Source organism: Micromonospora sp. BQ11 (assembly GCF_052068135.1).
In the GTDB taxonomy this organism is placed as follows: domain Bacteria; phylum Actinomycetota; class Actinomycetes; order Mycobacteriales; family Micromonosporaceae; genus Micromonospora.
The window spans coordinates 397265-415705 of the sequence record NZ_JBQHDB010000002.1 but is presented as its reverse complement, the minus strand read 5'-3'; the positions used below and the strand labels follow the sequence as shown (position 1 = coordinate 415705).

Below are 18441 nucleotides of genomic sequence, written 5' to 3'. Positions count from 1 at the left end.
TAAGCTGGCCCGCCGTGAGCACACCCGCAGTTCCGCCGACCGTCGCCGACGTGGTGGGCGAGCTGGAGCGGCGCTACCCGCCGTCCTGGGCCGAGGAGTGGGACCGGGTGGGACTGGTGCTCGGCGAGCCCAGCGCCCCCGTACGCCGGGTGCTCCTGGTGGTCGACGTGGTGCCGGAGACCGTGGCCGAGGCGATCGCGGCGGGCGCCGACATGATCGTCGCGCACCACCCGCTGCTGCTGCGCGGGGTGTCCTCGGTCGCCCCGACGACGTTCAAGGGGCGGATCGTCCACCAGCTGATCAAGGCCGACGTGGCGCTGTACGTGGCGCACACCAACGCCGACGTGGCCGACCCGGGCGTCTCTGACGCGCTCGCCGCCCGGTTCGGGCTGACCGGGCTGCGCCCGCTGCACCGCCCCGCGCCCGGCTCGCCCGCACACGGCGCCGGGCGGGGCATCGGCCGGATCGGCGAGCTGCCCGAGCCGATGACCCTCGCCGAGCTGACCCGGCACGCCGCCGCGGTGCTGCCCGTCACGGCCTGGGGAGTTCGCGCCGCGGGTGACCCCCGGCGTATGGTTCGTACCCTCGCCGTCAGCGGCGGCTCGGGGGACAGCTTCCTCGCCGACGCGACCGCCGCCGGGGTGGACGCGTTCCTCACCGCCGACCTGCGCCACCATCCGGCCGGCGAACACCTCGCCGCCGGCGGCCCCGCGCTGCTCGACGCCGCCCACTGGGCGACCGAACGACCGTGGCTCGACGACGTGGCCGCGCTCCTGCGGGAGTCGCCGGGCGTCGAGACGCTGGTGTCCGACCGGGACACCGACCCGTGGACCGTACACGCCGCCCCACCCGCGGCGGACGAGAAGGAGCCCCGACAGTGAAGGCTGACCCGAAGGTCCAGCGCCGGCTGCTCGATCTGGCGGCGATCGACACCGCCCTCGCCCAGCTCGCCCACCGCCGTCGCGCGCTGCCCGAGCGGGCCGAGCTGGAGGCGCTGGCCCGGGAGCTGTCCGCCCTGGAGGACGAGCGGGTCCGCGCCCAGGTTGCCGTCGACGACCTGGACCGCGACATCGCCCGCCTGGAGAAGGACGTCGATCAGGTCCGCGCCCGCAAGACCAAGGACGAGAACCGGCTGGCCTCCGGCAGCGGCCCGGCCCGTGAGCTGGAGGCGCTCCAGCACGAGCTGGTCTCGCTCAACCGTCGCCAGGGCGACCTGGAGGACGCCGAGCTGGAGCTGATGGAGCAGCGGGAGACCGCCCAGTCGGTGCTCGACGGGATCGAGCAGCGGATCGCCGCGGCCCGGGAGAAGCGGGCCGACGTCGAGCAGCGTCGCGACGGGAGCCTGGCCGAGATCGCGAAGGAGGAGGAGTTCAAGCGGGGCGCCCGCGCGCCGCTTGCGGCGGACCTCCCGACCGACCTGGTCACCCTCTACGACCGCATCCGGGAGGACAGCGGGTTGGGCGCGGCCCTGCTCACCGGGGTCCGCTGCGGCGGCTGCCGCCTGGAGCTCTCCGGCGCCGACCTCGCGCGGATCCGCAAGGCGGACCCCGACGAGGTGGTCCGCTGCGAGGAGTGCCGGCGGATCCTGGTCCGCACCAACGAGTCCGGCCTGTAGCCGATGGCGCCGCGCGTGGTGGTCATCGAGGCCGACGGCGGGAGCCGGGGCAACCCCGGCCCGGCCGGGTACGGCGCGGTGGTTCGTGACCTGGACACCGGCGAGGTGCTGGCCGAGCGTGCCGAGTCGATCGGTCGGGCCACCAACAACGTGGCCGAGTACCGGGGGCTGATCGCCGGCCTGGAGGCCGCCGCCGAGCTGGGCGCCACCGAGGTGGAGGCCCGGATGGACTCCAAGCTGGTGGTCGAGCAGATGTGCGGCCGCTGGCAGATCAAGCACCCCGGCCTGCGCCCGCTCGCCGCGCAGGCGGCCGGGCTGGTCGATCGCTTCGCCGCGGTCCGGTTCAGCTGGATTCCGCGGGAGCGCAACCGGCACGCCGACGCGCTCGCCAACGCCGCCATGGACGCCGCCGCAGCAGGAGCCCCGGCCCGCCCGGCGGCACCCCCGGTCGCCGAGCCTGCCCGGGAGGTCGCCGCCCCGGACTCGCCCGCACGCGCCGCAGCCCGCGAGGCGGCGGCCCGGGCATCCACCGCGCGCACCACCGGCACCGATCCGGCGACCGCGCCGGCCTCCTGGGAGCCGCGTCCCAGCTTCACCGCCACCCGGCTGATCCTGGTTCGGCACGGCGAGACCGAGTACACCGAGCAGCGCCGCTACTCCGGTCGCGGCGATGTCCCGCTCTCCGCGCGGGGCCGGGACCAGATCCGGGCGACGGCCGCGCGGGTGGCCGCGCTCGCCCCGGCCGCCGCGGCCGTCGTCAGTTCCCCTCTCTCCCGGTGTACGGCCACCGCCGAGGCGATCGCCGAGGCGCTCGGCGGCCTCCCGGTCCGCCGCGAGGACGACCTGATCGAGTGCGACTTCGGGGCCTGGGAGGGGCGCACCTTCGCGGAGGTGCGGGAGCGCTGGGCGGGGGAGATGGACGCCTGGCTCGCCTCGACCCGGGTGGCTCCGCCGGATGGTGAGTCGTTCACCGAGGTCGCCGAGCGCGCCGGTCGGGCGATCACCGCGCTGCTCGACGCGTACCGTGGCGAGACCGTGGTGGTCGTCTCCCACGTCTCGCCGATCAAGCTGGTGCTGCGCGACGCCCTCGCGGCCGGCGACGCGTTCCTGCACCGCCTCTTCCTCGACGCGGCCGGCATCTCGGTCGTGGACATGTGGCCCGACGGCGGCGTCGCGGTCCGCTCGGTCAACGACACCGCACACCTCACCGACGCCTGAACCGGTCACGCCCGGCCACCGCCCCGGCCGCGTCGGCGAGTAGAGCCGTTCGGCGCAGCCGATCGGCCGTTCGGCGCATCGGCGTCCACCGCTCGGATGTGACCGCGTTCACAAGGTCGTAGCCTCCGGCCGTTACGCGCTGATCACGACCACCCGGAGGTGTGTGGCATGGCCCTATCCGAACCGGCTACGCCCGATCCGGAGACCCGCCTGACGGCGTCGTCCCGGGCCAAGGACAAGAGTCGCTGGAACTGGTTGCTCTTCATCCCGATCCTGGTGCCGCTGATCCCGGCGTTCTTCAACGCCGATTCGCCCCGGGTCTTCGGCTTCCCGCGCTTCTACTGGCTCCAGCTCGCCTACATCCTGCTCGGGGTGGCGACGACCACACTGGTCTACCAGATGACCAAGAAGCGGGGTGATCGCTGATGTGGCGCGACCACCTCACCGAGATCATCGTCTTCACGGCGCTCTTCCTGTTCGTCAGCGCCATGGGATTCGTCGCGGCCCGGTGGCGGGCACCCAAGGACATGGCCCACCTCGACGAGTGGGGGCTGGGCGGACGCAACTTCGGCGGCTGGATCACCTGGTTCCTGGTCGGTGGTGACCTCTACACCGCGTACACCTTCGTGGCGGTGCCGGCCCTGGTGTTCGGCGCGGGCGCGATGGGCTTCTTCGCGGTGCCGTACACCATCGTCATCTACCCGCTGGTCTTCCTGGTGCTCTGCCGACTCTGGTCGGTCTCGCACCGGCACGGCTTCGTCACCCCGGCGGACTTCGTCCGCAACCGGTTCGACTCGCCGATCCTCGCGCTGCTGGTCGCGATCACCGGCATCGTGGCCACGATGCCCTACATCGCGCTCCAACTGGTCGGCATCGAGGCGGTGCTGAAGACGATGGGGGTGACCGGCGAGAGCACCGTCGCCCGGCACCTGCCGATCATCATCGCGTTCGCGATCCTGGCCGCGTACACCTACCAGTCCGGGCTGCGGGCACCGGCGCTGATCGCGTTCGTCAAGGACACCCTGATCTACATCGTGATCCTGGTGGCGGTGATCTGGCTGCCGTACAAGCTCGGAGGCTGGGGCGACATCTTCAACGCGGCGGACGCCAAGTTCGACGCCTCGCCGAACCCGAACGACGGCATCCTGCTGAACGCGAACAACCAGCTCCAGTACGTCACCCTGGCGTTCGGCTCGGCGCTGGCGCTCTTCCTCTACCCGCACAGCATCACCGGCGTGCTGGCCAGCCGGAACCGGGACGTGATCAAGCGGAACATGTCCGCGCTGCCGGCGTACAGCCTGCTGCTCGGGCTGATCGCGCTGCTCGGCTACATGGCCATCGCCTCCGGTGTGAAGCCGCTGGCGGGTCCGGACGGCACGGTGGACGGCAACACCATCGTGCCGGTGCTGTTCGACCAGCAGTTCCCGGACTGGTTCGCCGGCGTGGCGTACGCGGCCATCGGCATCGGCGCGCTGGTGCCGGCGGCGATCATGTCCATCGCGGCGGCGAACCTGTTCACCCGCAACATCTACAAGGAGTACCTGCGGCGGGACGCCACCCCGGCGCAGGAGGCGCAGGTCTCCAAGGTGACCTCGCTGCTGGTCAAGGTCGGGGCGGTGGCGTTCATCGTCTTCCTCAACCCGCAGTACGCCATCGACCTCCAGCTGATCGGCGGCGTGATCATCCTGCAGACGCTGCCCGCGGTGGCACTGGGCCTCTACACCCGCTGGTTCCACCGGAACGCCCTGATCGCCGGCTGGGCGATCGGCATGGCGGTCGGCATGTGGATGCTGTACCAGGTGTCCAGCCCGACCCGGAAGCACTTCGGTGGCTCGGCGTTCCCGCTGGAGAAGTTCGGCTTCGACACCACGATGACGATCTACGTCGGTTTCGTGGCCGTCCTGGTCAACCTGCTGGTCGCGGCCCTGCTGACGCTGCTGCTGCGGGCGGTGAAGGCGCACGACGGCGGCGACGGCACCACGCCGGACGACTACTTCGCCGACGAGGGCGATCCCCGTGTCTCGGCGGGCACCACCCGCGACGCCGACGCGGCCCCGGAACCCGTCGCCTGAGGGTGTAAGGAAGGGCCCCCCGTTAACGCCTGGCGTTGTACAGGGGGCCCTTCTTAACGCGCGCTCTCTGGCGGCATCGGCGCACAGCGACCCTCCGGGAAAGCTGGGCGCGCAGCGGGTCAGCGGAGCGCGCGCCACAGGAGGTAGAGCCCGATGACCGTGCCGAAGGCCACGATCAGGGTCTTCAGCACCACCGGCGGGAGCCGGCGGACCAGCCGGGCGCCCGCGTACCCCCCGGCCACCGTCGCGGGCGCGACCAGCGCGACCGCCGCCCAGTTGACCGGCCCGAGCAGCGCGAAGACCACCAGCGTCGTGCAGCCCACCACCGCGGAGAGCAGGTTCTTGATCGCGCTGACCCGGGCCAGGGTCGCGTCGAGCACCAGGGCCAGGCCCGCCACCAGCATCACCCCGAGCGCCGCGCCGAAGTAGCCTCCGTACACCGCGCCGACCGCGACCATGGCCTGCACGGTGAGCGTACGGCGGCGCGGCGCCAGGTCGCGGGGGTGCCCGACGAGCCGGCGCAGCGGGTCCTGGAAGGCCAGCACCGCGGTCGCCCCGAGCACCAGGAAGGGTACGACCAGCTCGAACGCCCGCGCCGGGGTGGCCAGCAGCAGCAACGCCCCGGCGATCGTCCCGAGGACGGTGGCCGGCAACAGCGTCGCGATCGCCCGCCCGCGCGGCAGGTCCTGCCGGCTGCCCGCGACACTCGCCACGTACCCGGGGAACACCGCCACCGAGTTGCTCACGTTGGCCGGCACCGGGGGCAGGCCCACCGCGATCATCGCCGGGAACGTGATGAGCGAACCCCCGCCGGCCACCGCGTTGACCGTGCCCGCGGCGAGACCGGCGGCGAGCAGCAGCGCGGCGTCGGAGAACTCCATGATCGGTGAGGCTAGTACGGCCTCAGGCCGGGCGCCCCGCGCCGGTGTCCGGCTGCGCCGCCCGCCACTCCCGGGCGAGCATCGCGTAGACCACCTCGTCGGTCCACTCGCCCTGGAGGAATTCGTTCTCCCGCAGGTGCGCCTCCCGCCGCATGCCCAGCCGCTCCAGGACGCGCCCGGACGCCGTGTTGCGCGGGTCGATCCGCCCGACGATTCGGTGCAGGTCCAGCCGGTCGAAGCCGACCGCCAGCATGGCGGTCGCCGCCTCGCCCGCGTACCCCCGGCCGCGGTGGTCGGCGTGGAGCATGTAGCCGACCTCGCCCTGCCGGTGCTCGGCGCTCCGCCACATCAACACCACGTCCCCCACGAGCTGGCCGGTCTCCCGTACGTCGACCGCCAGTTGCTGTGAGTCGCCCTCCTTCGTCAGGGCCGTCCGCCCCTGCCGCCGCTCCAGCACCGTCCGGCTGCCCTCCGGGTCGGTCGGCCCGCCGATGCTCACGTAGCGGTGCTGCTCGGGGTCGGAGAAGTAGGCGTGGAAGGCGTCCAGGTCCGAGGCGGCGAACGGCCGCAGGTCCAACCGTTCGGTCCGGATCGGGAACGAGGGCTTCAGCATCCGCGCAGGGTACGCGGGCCACGTACGCCGATCAGTGGATTTTCTGCCGCGCCCCGCCTGTGTGTCCGGACGTTGGTATACCGTCGGTATACTCGTGCGGTGGACACCACGATCAAGGTCGACGCCCTCGTACGCGATCGGCTCGCGGTGTTGGCCCGGGAGCGCGGGTTGACGATGCGGGAGCTGGTCGCCGAACTCGCCCGAGCCACTCCGACCGACGACGAACTCCGCGAGCGTGCCTCGCGGGCGGAGGAGTACGTCCGACAGCACCTCGCTCCGCACCTGACGGAGACGGATCTCGCGGTCGCGACAGACACCTGGACGGCGATCGAGGCGGGTGAGACGCCGGAGGTGTTGCCGCGATCCACGCCGGGGCGGGCCGCGTGAGGTCGTACGGGGTGGTTCTCGACCACTCGGCGCTGCTGGCGCTCGGAGCGGGCAACCGGGCGCTCTCGGCTCTCGTGGTGGAAGCCCACCGCGGCGCGGGCCGGCACGTCCACGTACCCGCGCTCTGCCTGGCCGCCGCCTCCTCGTCTCGTCCCGCCCTCGGCGACCATGTCGGGGCATTGCCCGCGCTGGAGGTCGTGGATCTCACCCTTGCCTCCGCCCTGGTGGTCGGTCGGCTGGTGCGGCAGGGCATGGACTGGCAGTACGCGCACGCCGCGGTGCTGGGCCGTCCCGACGCGGAATGGCCGCAAGGGCGCGTCGTGCTCACCGAAACCCCCAAGGCGTACGCCGGTACGGGTGTCGTGACGATGCGGGTCACCTGACGCGGTCGTGGGGCGGCAATAGCCGCGGCCCCGGCGTCGTTAGAATGAGGGCGCGACGGACGAGTCGACCGGGCGGTCGCGTCGGCGGGCTGCGGCCCGTCGCCGAGGAACGTCCGGACTCCACAGGGCAGGGTGGTTGCTAACGGCAACCCGGGGTGACCCGCGGGACAGTGCCACAGAAAACAGACCGCCGGCCCGCACGGGACGGTAAGGGTGAAACGGTGGGGTAAGAGCCCACCAGCACCCCGGGTGACCGGGGTGGCTCGGTAAACCCCACCCGGAGCAAGGTCAAGCAAGGGTCGTCACCGCAAGATGACGACCCGGCGCAGACGTTCGAGGGTGGCCCGCCCGATGTCTGCGGGTAGGCCGCATGAGCCTGTCGGCGACGGCAGGCCGAGATGGATGACCGCCGCCGGTGCGGACCCTTCGGGGTACGCGCCGCGCACAGAATCCGGCGTACAGGTCGACTCGTCCGTCGCCCACCAGCTCAGAGACCTGATCCAGGCTCTGAGCTGGTTCTACGTCCGGGTGTCGATGGTCGTTCTTGGTCAACTTTGGCCGGCGTTTGACGCCCAGAGAACGCCCTGAAGCCCTGGAGACGCCCTGATCTTGCGGCGCGGTGGCCTGGGATCGTTAAGCGACGAACTGGTAGCGGGAGAGCATCGACATGATGGTTTCGATGCGGGCTGTCAGTAGCTCGTCGGGCGGGTGATGCACCTGAACCATCGTGACGATGGACCCGGGGTCGTTCGCCATCTCCAGACGGAGCGTGGTGGTCCCGATGAGTGGGTAGTCGTACCACCCTTGTGGGTCTTCAGCGTCGGTACCGCTCAGCCCTGCCTCGATGGCGTCCCAGTCCCAGTCGTCGGCCTCGTAGTCGACCAGGACTGCCAGCGACTCGACCAATGGGCGGACGTTCGCGGTGAAGACCCAACTGTCGGTGCTCGCAGATTCACTTGCCTCGACGCTGTCGGTCATGCGCGTCAGGGTAAGGCGAGGAGGTCATTGGGCGCTTGGTCCTCATCGGCGGCGGGATACCGTGGGGGCCGGCTGGCTGCGGGCTCCGATAGGGGGAGATCCTGGGGCTCGGCGTCGACGACATCGACCTTGACGCGGGTTGGGTGCACGTCTCACGTCAGGTCAAGCTCGTCCGCCCCCGGCTCGTCTTCGGCCTGCCCAAGAACGACCGTGACCGTCGGGTGCCGCTGCCGGACTCCGTCGCCCTGGTGCTGAGGCAGCACATCGAGGACTGCGATCCGGTGGCGCTCACCCTGCCGTGGGAGAACCCGGCTGACGACGAGCGGGTGACGGTGCCGCTGCTGTTGACCACCACCCGGCGCGGTTCGATCAACCGGCGCACCTTCGACGACAAGAGTTGGCGTCCCGCCGTGCTCGCGGCCGGCATCACGCCGACCCGGGCGACCGGGATGCACGCGCTGCGGCACTTCTACGCCTCGGCGTTGCTCGACGCGGGGGAGAGCATAAGGCCCTCGCGTCGTACCTTGGTCACGCCGAACCCGGCTTCACGCTCCGGGTCTACACCCATCTGATGCCGGCCAGCGAGGAACGCACCCGTAGCGCGATCGACAGACTCTTCTCAGCGGCTCGTGGGCAATGAGGAACGAGCGCCATGGCTTGGGCCCGCTAGACCGTCAGGGGTGCCTTGTAGTCTCCGCCTATGTCTCGGTCTCGCCGGAAGAAGAAGAATTCCCCAAGTCGCGACCAAAAGGGAATAGCGATTTATTACGACATGCGTGTCGAAGACAATTTCGAGCGCTGCGCGAAGCGTTTGGTGGAAACAGTGGCATTCGCTGCTCGAACGCAACCCCGTAAGAAGCGGTACTTGTACCTGGATGTTCAGGGTCACAAAAACGACGCAGGCGGTTACGATCGAGACGCATACGAAATTCTTAAAGAGTTCTTGATCGGCTTATTGATGCCGTATCTTACAGAGGTTCACACGCCGCTCGGGGCGTTTCGAAATTCCAGGGTGCAGCGGAAGGATGTTCCTGAAGTCCTGGAGATCAGAGACCCCGACGAGGGGCCGGACGAGTTGCTTAACCTGGAAATGCGAGTTAGGGGGCGGGCCCAAGACGGTCGCCGGTCAAGACCGCCGCTGTCGATGATCGCCGACTATCTCGGGGTAGAGGAAGCGGCCTGCATAATATGCTGGTCGACGCCGGTCCATCGTGCTCACGCCGTACCGGACGGCTTGGGTGGTTCGAATGATGTCCGAAACTTCGCCCCTCTCTGTGAGGAGCATCATCGGCAAGCTCCGGATGTGATCGACGCGGAATCCTTTTGGAGTTGGATCGACTATGCCTGCGATAAGGAGGCGGGGAAGCGCCTTGCGCTTATGCATAAAGTGGCGCCTGCGCTGATTTCTGATCCGGTTCCTGAGCCGGTCCGCCCTACGGGCACATTCTTTGAGCAGGTAAAGCGTGAGTTGGTCGAACTTTATGGTTGGATGGAAAGTGACTTTGAAGGGCTCGCGTGGAGTCGGGTGCTTGACGATTTCTATGTCGTTCTAGAGCAGGCAACCGGCAAGCATTTCGGAGTTGATCGCAAGGTCTCGACCTACGCATGGGCCTACAACGTGGCCAAGAAGCGAGTACAGCTCAGGGACCTCGCAGGCGATGACACTTCTCGCGCCTGGCGCCCTGAGCGGGTGTCAAAAGGCCAAAGCGCCTGCTCAGGGCATGTCTCACGTTCATAGTACGGCGTACAGGTCGACTCGTCCGTCGCCCACACCCGGTTTGCGCTCGTCCGCAATACTCCACGCTTGTCTCTTCTGGAGGGGCGCCTCGCCCTCTACCTCCTTGTAATGTTGTTTGCAAACGGCATATCGATAGCGGTTCTTGCCCATGTAGCCGGCTGGGGCGCGGCGTTCCTACCAGTGATCGGCACCATCTGCGCAATTCAGTACGGACGCACCCTGCCTCGAAGAGGTGGGACGCCGTGAGAGATCACGAGGAGGCGGCTGCCGCTGGTTGGCCCACCCTGCGGTAGTGGGAATGCGTGACCTACCGCTGAGCTGCTACAGCGGTCCCGCAGTGTCCGGCACGGTCCATGGGCGTCCGTCCCGGTTGTCACCCAGATAGTCACCCGCCTCCACCGGGAACCAAGAGCGGACCGGAGGGGATTTGAACCCCCGGTGGGGCATGGCACGCCAGTGGCCCCACGCGCTTCGAGCCACCGCGCGGGGCACGGCACTCGGCATCGCAGCGCTGCAATAACCCGGCTCTGCCACCGGTCCGCCGACAGTCTGCCTGGACACTGCCAGCTTGGGAATCGTGTTGACCTGCACGGCGGGTAGCCGCGTCACCCGGGACATCGCTGCCAACTGTCGATCCCCGGCGACGTTGCGTGCCTGTGCGGCCCCCCTGTTGACCGCTGTGTCGGGCACACAACAGGCACGCGGCCCGCGCGAGGCAATGGCTTCTCACACCGCCGCTCGATGGATGGACGCTTGCCGCTTCAAGAGATGTGCCCGCACCTGAAGACGACCCGCAAGCACCGCGTCCGCGCCTGCGCCGCTCCGCGGCCTGGCCGTGCTTGTCGATAGTTGAGAGGTGGCGATACGGTGCGCTACCGACGGCAGGGAGAGGGGTCGGAGATGATGCCGGCTGACCAACTGCGTGATCTGGGCGGCTATGTGCCGCTACTCCTTTCCCGGCCCCTGCGCTACTTCTGGTTCAACCGCAACCTGGCACCAGGAGAAGAGGTGACGACTGCGGCGGAGCTACGTTCGTGGACGCGTGACTTCCCACAGAAGGCGATCGATGCTCAGTTGGCCAATTTGGCGCGCGTTCTCGGGTGGGCGAGCGTGCTCATCGGCGGGATGGTGTGCCAGGTTCCCCTCGCGTTGCTGACCGGAGCTGGCGGCGAACGGGGTGCGCCTCGGTGGTCGTGCTCACCGCGCTTACTGCGGTGGTGATGTTTGCTGGCGGGGCTGCCGTGGCGAGCGGAGCGAGGGTGGGCTTCGTCGTCACAGCGGGGAACGAGCTCGATTGGGCGCTGCGCCGGGCGGCGGACGGCAGTAGGCGGCGCCGGGGGCCGCTGCTGTGGTTCTGCCTGCCTTCCAACGTGGACCTGGTGTTCGCGTTGGTGTGGTCATCTTGCTTCACGCCGGTGCTTTTCGAATCAATCGTGCGCCCAGCCGGCTAAGCGAGGCACGGGGCAGCCTTTCCCTCTGGAAACCTCGACATCCATCTGGGACCGCTTCGCCAGCTACAGCCCTCATCTGGCGAAGAGCTGCCCTAGCCGCGACTACACCCCAGTCCCTGGGAGCAGGCCATCTGTCGAGGGATTCGCGATCACGGCCGGTGGCGGAAGCTGATGCGCATCAGCCGACTGTCAGCCCAGTCTTCGAGCCGAGTCGGCCGGATGGTGCCGGGGTCGTGGGGCTGATTGAGATCCGCGACGATCTCCGTCAGCACGGCCTGACGTTCAGCTGGGTCGGTGACAGGCGTGGCCCGTGCAGGCAGATCTGCGCGGATCCCCTTCTTGAGGTGGAAGGTGAAGTCGGGATTGGCGAGAAGGTTCGCATGCCAGTCGGTAGCGGCACCGCCGGCGCCACTACACAGGTAGGTGGTGCCCGCAGCTCGGTAGAAGAAGATGCCCAAGCAATCGAGGCCGTCGGCACCAAGGGCGTTCGCGGGGCATCCCGGGGCGGACACCGAAGGAGGGAGTGCCGATGTGTTGACCCACCTCGATCAGCCTGGCAGCAGCACGGCCCGACAAGAGGTCTCAGCAGCGGGCCCAAACGTGCAAGGCCGCCCTCTCGGGGTGGAAACTCCCAACGACCAGCAAGAGGGGTGACCCAACACCCGCAAGCTGATCCGTAGATTCCTGGATCGGTTCGATCTTGTCCGACCCCGTTCACCCCGGTGGCTCCCACCACTGGCTCCCAACCCAGGCCCTCTGGCAGGGGCCGGTGGAAGCGGGCTGCCTACGCTAGGTTGGTGAGCCATGCCGGACTCGATCACTCTCCTATGGACGCAGATCGCCGAGTGGTTACGGAAGAACGCGCCTCTCACGTTCGAAAAGCTCAACCCTCCAGCGGATGACCAGGCACTGGCTGAGCTCGCTTCAGAATTGGGCACCGAGCTTCCCCTTGATTTGGTGGAGCTGCTCCAGAACCTCAACGGTTCCGACGGCGCACGAGGTGTCACCGGCATAATCCTGCTTCCGCCGGGCTACCACATGATGGATAGCTCGTGGATCGCTCGCGACACCCGACAGAGAGCCTCAATCTGGGGCGATGCCTGGCACCCGACCTGGATCGCGTTGGGAAGCGATCTGTGTGGTGGCTGTCTCGTCCTCGATACTCAGCCGCAGCCACCGTATGGGCGGATTTTCGAGTTCGACAAGGTCGACGGCCCGTTCGGTTCGACGTGGGCAAGCCTGAACGATCTGCTCACGGAGATGTTGGCTCTGCTGGAAAGACGAGCCGTCGGCTTGGCTCACCGAATCCCCTACAACTATCCCCGTGCGCCGGATCCTGTGAAGGTCGTCGTCGAAGACGGGGAATTGGAGTGGGAGCGTGGGATAGGAGATCGGATACCGAGGTCAGACCGTCGTTGACGACCCCACTCCTTCTCTGCCGCTGCTCAACGGGTCTGCCGCTGTCGGGCTGTGACGTTCCCGGGGTCCGGTGCGGACCACTACCCTGACCGCCGTGACGACGATCGAGCAGCTTGAGCGGAAGGTCTGGCCGGATCCCGGTCCGGACGCCACCCCGCTCATCAGGCGTTGTACCGAGCTGCGACGTCAACCGCTGACCGAGTTCACGGTCGAGGACATGCGGATCATGCTCGGACAGCACATCGGCGTGTCCGCCCTGCTGCCTCGCGCGGTGCAGGTACTGCTCCGCGATCCGTTGGCCGAGGGCGACTGTTACCCGGGCGACCTGCTCACCAACGTGCTGCGGCTACCCGATTCGGCCTGGTCGAGCCTTCGAGCCGAACGAGAACGGCTGGCGTCCGTTCTGGCCGAGCTCGTTGCCGGGCCCCCGTTCTCCGACCCTGACCTGAAGCCTCGCGATCCGGACCGGCTGCTTCGTGACGCCATCGTGCGGTTCCTTCGTGGGTGAGGGCAGGTCCCCTCGCCGGCCGGCGTAGATCGTCCGAGAGGCTGGTAGCCGCCGCTATGGGCACGCCAACGCGCTGCGGTGGGACAAACTCGGACGATGACCGGAATGCCCCCGGAGACGTGGTATCACCGATGCCTGGGTTGGCACGCCCCTGCCCTGAGGCGAGCCGTCATCGTCGCCTCCATCGGGCTCGTCGTCGCGCTCGCGCTCCTGCCCTTCATGGCGTGGGAGTTGGCCGCCGTCGGAGGCTGGGACGCCGCCGCGTTCGCCTTCCTCGTCACCATCTGGCCGGTCATCCTCCGAGCGGACAGCTCCCACACGGAGGAGCTCGCCATGCGTGAGGACGAGACGCGGGTGACCGCCGCAGTGCTGCTGGTGGCGGCGGGCGTCGTCAGTCTGCTGGGTGTCGGTCTCGCTCTCAGTCTCGCCAGCCGGCAGGGCGGGTCGACGCGAGTGCTGCTCGTCGGCGTCGCGATGCTGACCGTCCTGCTGTCGTGGACCGTCGTCAACACGGTCTTCACCCTGCGCTACGCCGACCTGCACTTCCGATCGCAGAACGGGGGGTTCGACTTCGGCGGCCAGTCCGAGCAGCGGGGGACCACCTACCGCGACCTGGCCTACGTCGCCTTCACCATCGGCATGACCTACCAGGTGTCGGACACGTCCATCAGCGACCCGCAGGTCCGGGGAAGCGTGCTGTCCCATGCGGTCCTGTCGTACGTCTTCGGTGTGGTGATCGTGGCCGGTTCCGTCAACCTCGTCGCCGACCTGGCCCGCTGACCGTCTCGGAGTGGTCCAGGGGAGGAACGCCCGTTCGGCGTACCGCGGGCCGGGTCCCGCCACCGGGCGGGCAACCGGCGATACGGTCACTCGACGACAGCCGGCGACGAGCAGACCCCGGCAGTAGGGAGACGGTGGTGCGGATCTTCGTGGCGGGAGGAACCGGGGTCGTCGGTCGGCCCCTCGTCGAGGCGCTGGTCGAGCTGGGTCACGAGGTCACGGCCAGCACCCACCGCAGCGAGAACTTCTCCGTGGTGGAGGCACTCGGGGCGCGGCCGGCCCTGATGAACGGGCTGGACGACGCCGCGGTGCGGCAGGCGATCATGGCGGCCGGGCCCGAGGTGGTCATCAACCAGATCACGGCGCTCTCCGCGCCGTCCCGGGACTACGGGAAGTGGCTGGAGACGACCAACCGGCTGCGGAGCGAGGGCACCAGGTCGCTGATCGCGGCGGCTTGTGAAGCCGGCACCCGTCGGGTGATCGCGCAGAGCGCCAGCTTCATGACCCAGCCGGTCGGATCGGGGCCCACGGACGAGTCGGCGCCGCTGTACCGGGAAGCGCCGGAGCCGATCCGGAGCCACATCCAGGCGAACATCGCTGCCGAGGCCCTGGTGCTGGACACACCGGGCATCGAAGGCGTCGTCCTTCGGTACGGGTTTCTCTACGGCGAAGGCACCGCGATCGGACCGGGTGGCGAATGGGCGACCGCGATCCAGTCGGGCGAGCTGCCCATCGTCGGCGACGGCGCCGGCCGGTATCCGTTCGTCCACGTCCGCGACGCGGTGTCGGCCACCGTGCAGGCGGTCGACAGGGGAAGCCCCGGTATCTACAACATCGTGGGGGACGAGCCGGCACCCCAGGCGGAGTGGCTGCCGTACCTGGCCGAGATCCTGGGCGCCCCGCAGCCGCGGCGCGTCTCCGAGAAGGAGGCCGAGGAACAGGTCGGCGGGCAAGCCGTGTACTACGGCACCCAGCTCCCCGCCGCCAGCAACGCCAAGGCCAAGGCCGAGTTGGGGCTGAACCTCGCGTACCCGTCCTGGCGGCAGGGTTTCCGGGAGGTGTTCAGCTGATCGCCCTGCGCGGACGGGCCGGCCGGTCCTGGCCCCCCGCGTAGGCCGGCTCGTCGCTAGGCTCCCGCCGTGACCAGCCCCGACGACCATGGCGTGGACCCGAGCGCGCCATCGCCCGACATCCGCATCGGCACCCCGGAGCGCCGGGCGGCCGAGTTCGCACTCGAGGTCCATCTCAGCGAGAAGCGACTCGACGCCGAGGAGTTCGAGCGGCGGGTGGAGGCGTGCCAGCACGCGAGCAACCAGGCGGAGCTGTTCCGGATATTCGCCGACCTTCCCGCACCCCACCCTGCGATGCCGTCGTCCGCCGTTGCGCCGACCCGGGCCGACCAGGACATGGACATCCCACCGGGCGTGGTGCCGGGCTGCCTGACATTGGGGCTGGGGATCCCGGTGGCCGTCGTGCTCGGATTCGCCTACGGCACCTGGTGGGCCCTCGCCGTACCGGTCGCGGTGACGGTGGCGATGACCTACGTCGAACACCTGCGTCAGTCGTCACGGAGGCCGGTCGAGAGCAGCGAACCGGACCCGTCCGACTGACCTCCGTTGTCGGGAAGGGTCGCGACGACGAAAAGCCATCGATAATCTGCCCGGCATGCATCGAAGCCGCGTGTTCGCCTTGATCATCGACACCCCCACCGACGAGGCCGCGCAGGCGTCGGCCTTCTGGTCCGCCGCCCTCGGCGCCCGGGCCGAGACGTACGCGCCGGAACCCCAGTTCACGAGCCTGCACGACGCCCTGCCGGGGGTGGTGACCGCGGTGCAGGCGGTCGACGACGCGCCCCGGTTCCACCTGGACATCGAGACCGACGACGTCGAGGCGGAGACCGCCCGGCTGATCGCCCTCGGCGCTACCCAGGTGACGCAATGGCAGGAGTGCCGGGTGCTGCGGGCCCCAGGTGGGCACCTGCTCTGCGTCCTGCCGCAGGAGACGCCGGCGGAGGTCTTCGACGCGCAGGCCCGCACCTGGCCCTGACCGGCCCTGCCGACACCGACGAGTCGGGCTGCCGCACCCGACCGAACCGGGCACGGCATGTCGGGTGCCGACCCCTCCGACCGACCTAGCGTGGTCGGCGACAGGGAAGGAGACCCGGGTGCTGGAGCGGCTCAACCAGGTCATGGACCACATCGAGCGGCACCTCGACCAGCCGGTCGACGTGGCCGAGCTGGCGCGGATCGCCATGACGTCGGAGTACCACCTCCGGCGGCTCTTCTCCGCGCTGGCCGGCGTCGGGCTGTCCGAGTACGTCCGTCGCCGGCGACTCACGGTCGCGGGCGCGGAGGTGCTCGCGGGGGAGCGGACGCTGCTCGACGTCGCGGTCCGCCACGGCTACGGCTCCACCGAGGCGTTCGCCCGTGCGTTCCAGGCCGTGCACGGCGTGGGTCCGGGAGAAGCGAGGCGTACGGGGGCGGCACTGCGCTCCCAGCCCCGGATGTCCTTCCGCATCGTCGTCGAAGGGAGCAGCAGCATGCGATACCGGATCGTGCGCAAGGACGGGTTCCGGCTGGTCGGCCGGAAGGCGCGGGTTCCGCTCGTGCACGAGGGCATGAACCCGGCGATCGTCGGTTTCGTCCGGAGCCTCGACGCGGAGACGAAGGGCCGCATCGAGGCCCTGTCCGACCAGGAACCGCGGGGCATCGTCAACGTCAGTGACGGCCTGACCGGCAGCCGCGAGGAGGGCACCGAACTGGACTACTGGTACGGCGTGGTGACCGGCGCGGACGCACCGGACGACCTGGACGCGCTGCCGGTGGCGGCCGGTGACTGGGCGGTGTTCGAGACCTCCGGGGCGTTCCCGGACGCGGTGCAGCACCTGTGGCGGGACGTGTTCACGCAGTGGTTCCCGTCCAACCCGTACCGCAGTCGGCCCGGGCCGGAGATCTCCCGTACGCGGGTCTCGGCCGACGGCACGCACGCGGACGCCGAGCTGTGGATCCCGGTCGAGCGGGTACCCACCTGATGCTCCAGAGAGGCGGATCGGGGCACACCCCTATGTAGAGTTCCGATATAGTCCGGCCATGCGGATCACCATCCCGGTCGCGCGGGTGCTCGCCGCGCTGCTGGCCCAGCCGGAGACCGAGCACTACGGGTTGGACCTCATGGCGATGACCGACCTGCCCAGCGGCACCCTCTACCCGGTGCTGCACCGGCTCCGGGCGGCCGGCTGGCTGGCCGCCGAGTGGGAGCCGGTCGACCCGTCCACGGTGGGTCGACCGGCGCGGCGCTACTACCGGCTCACGGCCGAGGGCGTCGTCGAGGCCCGGCGGGCGCTCGCCGAGCTGCGGGCCCTCGCACCGGACCCCCGGCCGGGCCTCGGCGGCGCCCAGCCGGGCGGGGCACCGGCATGGTGACCCGCCAGATCGCCGGGCAGTTGCTCGTGCTCGCCCGCCGCCGCTGGCCGGTCGACCTGCGCGACGAGCTGCACCGGGAGTGGGAGGCCGAGCTGCACGTCCTGGCGTCGGAGGGGCGGCGGGCCCGGATGCTGCTCTTCGCCGCGAGCCTGGCCGCCCGCCGCTCGGGTGTCCCGCCCACCGATCGCGCGCCGCTCGGCCGGCGCCTGCTGCGCACCGCGCTGCCACTGCTGCTCGCCCCGACCGCCTGCGCCGCGATCGTGCTCGCCGCGCTGACGGTGGCGAACCGGCTGCTCGACACCCTGGCGTGGACGGGCGTCTGGGCCCTCGACCTGCAACTGCCCATCGCCAGCACCATGATCGCGGCGTCGGCGGTCGGGCCGGCCATCCTCGCCGACCGGCTCGCCCGCAGTGGAGGCCCGGCGGGCGGGTGGCGCGCGGTCGCCGCGGTGACGGCACCGCTCGCGGCGACCGGCCTCCTCATCGCGTACGCATTCAGCTACACCCCTGAACAGACCCTGGACACCGCTGTCGCGCTGATGTTCTGGCTGGCCGCCCTGGCGGTGGTGCTGCGCGCCGTGGCGGCCCTCGCGCAGCGGGGACGTACCCGGGCGGCGTGGGTCGCCGGCGTGCTCGGCGCGCTGGCCGTCGCCGACCTCGCCGTGGTGCTCGCCGTGCTGGGCAACGTCCCGACCGGCCCCGAGAGCGTCATAGACGGCCTGCCGCAGGGCGACACCATCGATCCGATCTCGGCGCCGCTGTGGCTGTTCGCCGTCTACACCAACTCGTCCCTGGGGCTGCCGCGCCCCACCGAAGGGGAGATCTTCCTGATCACCGACGACGTGCTGATCGAGCCGCTGTTCTTCCTGGCCACCACCCCGTACGCGCTGGCGTGGGTGATCCGCGCGGCCCGGCGCCGCCGGGAGCCCGACCTCACCGCCGCGGCCCCGACCGTCCTGGTCCCCTGAGCACCGGG

At 69.8% G+C, this 18441-nt stretch carries 23 protein-coding genes, 1 other RNA gene and 1 pseudogene; 20 read left to right on the top strand and 5 right to left on the bottom strand.

Annotation, left to right across the window (positions count from 1 at the left end; translation table 11 throughout):
* Window positions 1-50 precede the first annotated feature (50 nt).
* The 5 genes from ACTMSW_RS05895 (at window position 51) to mctP (ending at window position 4905) form a co-directional block, all read left to right on the top strand.
* Entirely contained in the window at window positions 51-881 is an 831-nt protein-coding gene (locus ACTMSW_RS05895; RefSeq protein WP_441179677.1) for a Nif3-like dinuclear metal center hexameric protein, read from the top strand.
* Window positions 878-1615: a zinc ribbon domain-containing protein gene (locus ACTMSW_RS05890; RefSeq protein WP_441179400.1), complete on the top strand. Its 738-nt coding sequence runs from the start codon at window positions 878-880 to the stop codon at window positions 1613-1615. Before ACTMSW_RS05895 ends, ACTMSW_RS05890 begins: the two co-directional genes overlap by 4 nt.
* 3 nt (window positions 1616-1618) lie before the next feature.
* Entirely contained in the window at window positions 1619-2833 is a 1215-nt protein-coding gene (locus ACTMSW_RS05885) for a bifunctional RNase H/acid phosphatase (RefSeq protein WP_441179399.1), read from the top strand.
* Window positions 2834-3001: 168 nt separating this feature from the next.
* Complete coding sequence (locus ACTMSW_RS05880; RefSeq protein ID WP_441179398.1) at window positions 3002-3259, top strand: DUF3311 domain-containing protein; 258 nt, start codon at window positions 3002-3004, stop codon at window positions 3257-3259.
* Window positions 3259-4905, top strand: coding sequence for a monocarboxylate uptake permease MctP (gene mctP, locus ACTMSW_RS05875; RefSeq protein WP_441179397.1), 1647 nt, complete (start codon window positions 3259-3261; stop codon window positions 4903-4905). Before ACTMSW_RS05880 ends, mctP begins: the two co-directional genes overlap by 1 nt.
* Window positions 4906-5024: 119 nt before the next feature.
* On the opposite strand, the gene ACTMSW_RS05870 is transcribed toward mctP, so the two are convergent.
* Both ACTMSW_RS05870 and ACTMSW_RS05865 read right to left on the bottom strand, forming a co-directional pair.
* Window positions 5025-5786, bottom strand: a complete 762-nt coding sequence (locus tag ACTMSW_RS05870) for a sulfite exporter TauE/SafE family protein (RefSeq protein WP_441179396.1) — start codon at window positions 5784-5786, stop codon at window positions 5025-5027.
* A 22-nt stretch (window positions 5787-5808) separates the two neighbouring features.
* Complete coding sequence (locus tag ACTMSW_RS05865) at window positions 5809-6399, bottom strand: GNAT family N-acetyltransferase (RefSeq protein ID WP_441179395.1); 591 nt, start codon at window positions 6397-6399, stop codon at window positions 5809-5811.
* A 99-nt stretch (window positions 6400-6498) separates the two neighbouring features.
* Here ACTMSW_RS05865 and ACTMSW_RS05860 point away from each other — a divergent pair, with 99 nt between their 5' ends.
* From ACTMSW_RS05860 to rnpB, 3 genes are all read left to right on the top strand, one after another.
* Window positions 6499-6786, top strand: coding sequence for a hypothetical protein (locus ACTMSW_RS05860; protein ID WP_441179394.1), 288 nt, complete (start codon window positions 6499-6501; stop codon window positions 6784-6786).
* An 11-nt stretch (window positions 6787-6797) separates the two neighbouring features.
* Complete coding sequence (locus ACTMSW_RS05855; RefSeq protein WP_441179393.1) at window positions 6798-7169, top strand: hypothetical protein; 372 nt, start codon at window positions 6798-6800, stop codon at window positions 7167-7169.
* A 60-nt stretch (window positions 7170-7229) separates the two neighbouring features.
* Window positions 7230-7644, top strand: an RNA gene (gene rnpB / locus ACTMSW_RS05850) — RNase P RNA component class A.
* 158 nt (window positions 7645-7802) lie between these two features.
* Here rnpB and ACTMSW_RS05845 read toward each other — a convergent pair.
* Window positions 7803-8147, bottom strand: coding sequence for a hypothetical protein (locus ACTMSW_RS05845; RefSeq protein ID WP_441179392.1), 345 nt, complete (start codon window positions 8145-8147; stop codon window positions 7803-7805).
* Window positions 8148-8290: 143 nt separating this feature from the next.
* On the opposite strand from ACTMSW_RS05845, the gene ACTMSW_RS05840 reads away from it, so the two are divergent.
* Together ACTMSW_RS05840 and ACTMSW_RS05835 are read left to right on the top strand one after the other, a co-directional pair.
* On the top strand, window positions 8291-8719 hold the full coding sequence (locus ACTMSW_RS05840; RefSeq protein WP_441179391.1) for a hypothetical protein: 429 nt from the start codon (window positions 8291-8293) through the stop codon (window positions 8717-8719).
* Window positions 8720-8847: 128 nt separating this feature from the next.
* Entirely contained in the window at window positions 8848-9885 is a 1038-nt protein-coding gene (locus ACTMSW_RS05835) for an HNH endonuclease signature motif containing protein (RefSeq protein ID WP_441179390.1), read from the top strand.
* Window positions 9886-10297: 412 nt separating this feature from the next.
* Here the strand turns inward: ACTMSW_RS05835 and ACTMSW_RS05830 are convergent.
* Window positions 10298-10425, bottom strand: a pseudogene (locus ACTMSW_RS05830).
* Window positions 10426-11072: 647 nt separating this feature from the next.
* Between ACTMSW_RS05830 and ACTMSW_RS05825 the strand changes: the two are divergent.
* The gene (locus ACTMSW_RS05825) at window positions 11073-11336 is read left to right on the top strand and encodes a hypothetical protein (RefSeq protein WP_441179389.1); all 264 of its coding nucleotides are present in this window, start codon (window positions 11073-11075) and stop codon (window positions 11334-11336) included.
* A gap of 149 nt (window positions 11337-11485) precedes the next feature.
* Here ACTMSW_RS05825 and ACTMSW_RS05820 read toward each other — a convergent pair whose 3' ends face one another.
* Window positions 11486-11794, bottom strand: coding sequence for a hypothetical protein (locus tag ACTMSW_RS05820; RefSeq protein ID WP_441179388.1), 309 nt, complete (start codon window positions 11792-11794; stop codon window positions 11486-11488).
* Between the two features lie 346 nt (window positions 11795-12140).
* On the opposite strand from ACTMSW_RS05820, the gene ACTMSW_RS05815 reads away from it, so the two are divergent.
* The 9 genes from ACTMSW_RS05815 (at window position 12141) to ACTMSW_RS05775 (ending at window position 18433) form a co-directional block, all read left to right on the top strand.
* Window positions 12141-12755, top strand: coding sequence for an SMI1/KNR4 family protein (locus ACTMSW_RS05815; RefSeq protein WP_441179387.1), 615 nt, complete (start codon window positions 12141-12143; stop codon window positions 12753-12755).
* Window positions 12756-12849: 94 nt separating this feature from the next.
* A complete protein-coding gene (locus ACTMSW_RS05810; RefSeq protein WP_441179386.1) occupies window positions 12850-13263 on the top strand; it encodes a contact-dependent growth inhibition system immunity protein in 414 nt (137 codons plus the stop codon).
* A gap of 96 nt (window positions 13264-13359) precedes the next feature.
* On the top strand, window positions 13360-14043 hold the full coding sequence (locus ACTMSW_RS05805; protein WP_441179385.1) for a DUF1345 domain-containing protein: 684 nt from the start codon (window positions 13360-13362) through the stop codon (window positions 14041-14043).
* Window positions 14044-14180: 137 nt separating this feature from the next.
* The gene (locus ACTMSW_RS05800; protein ID WP_441179384.1) at window positions 14181-15113 is read left to right on the top strand and encodes an NAD-dependent epimerase/dehydratase family protein; all 933 of its coding nucleotides are present in this window, start codon (window positions 14181-14183) and stop codon (window positions 15111-15113) included.
* A gap of 69 nt (window positions 15114-15182) precedes the next feature.
* On the top strand, window positions 15183-15653 hold the full coding sequence (locus ACTMSW_RS05795) for a DUF1707 SHOCT-like domain-containing protein (protein WP_441179383.1): 471 nt from the start codon (window positions 15183-15185) through the stop codon (window positions 15651-15653).
* A gap of 55 nt (window positions 15654-15708) precedes the next feature.
* The gene (locus ACTMSW_RS05790; protein ID WP_441179382.1) at window positions 15709-16089 is read left to right on the top strand and encodes a VOC family protein; all 381 of its coding nucleotides are present in this window, start codon (window positions 15709-15711) and stop codon (window positions 16087-16089) included.
* 118 nt (window positions 16090-16207) lie between these two features.
* The gene (locus ACTMSW_RS05785; protein WP_441179381.1) at window positions 16208-17074 is read left to right on the top strand and encodes a helix-turn-helix domain-containing protein; all 867 of its coding nucleotides are present in this window, start codon (window positions 16208-16210) and stop codon (window positions 17072-17074) included.
* Window positions 17075-17132: 58 nt separating this feature from the next.
* A complete protein-coding gene (locus tag ACTMSW_RS05780; RefSeq protein ID WP_441179380.1) occupies window positions 17133-17465 on the top strand; it encodes a PadR family transcriptional regulator in 333 nt (110 codons plus the stop codon).
* Entirely contained in the window at window positions 17459-18433 is a 975-nt protein-coding gene (locus tag ACTMSW_RS05775) for a hypothetical protein (RefSeq protein ID WP_441179379.1), read from the top strand. The genes ACTMSW_RS05780 and ACTMSW_RS05775 overlap by 7 nt, the downstream gene beginning before the upstream one ends.
* Window positions 18434-18441 lie beyond the last annotated feature (8 nt).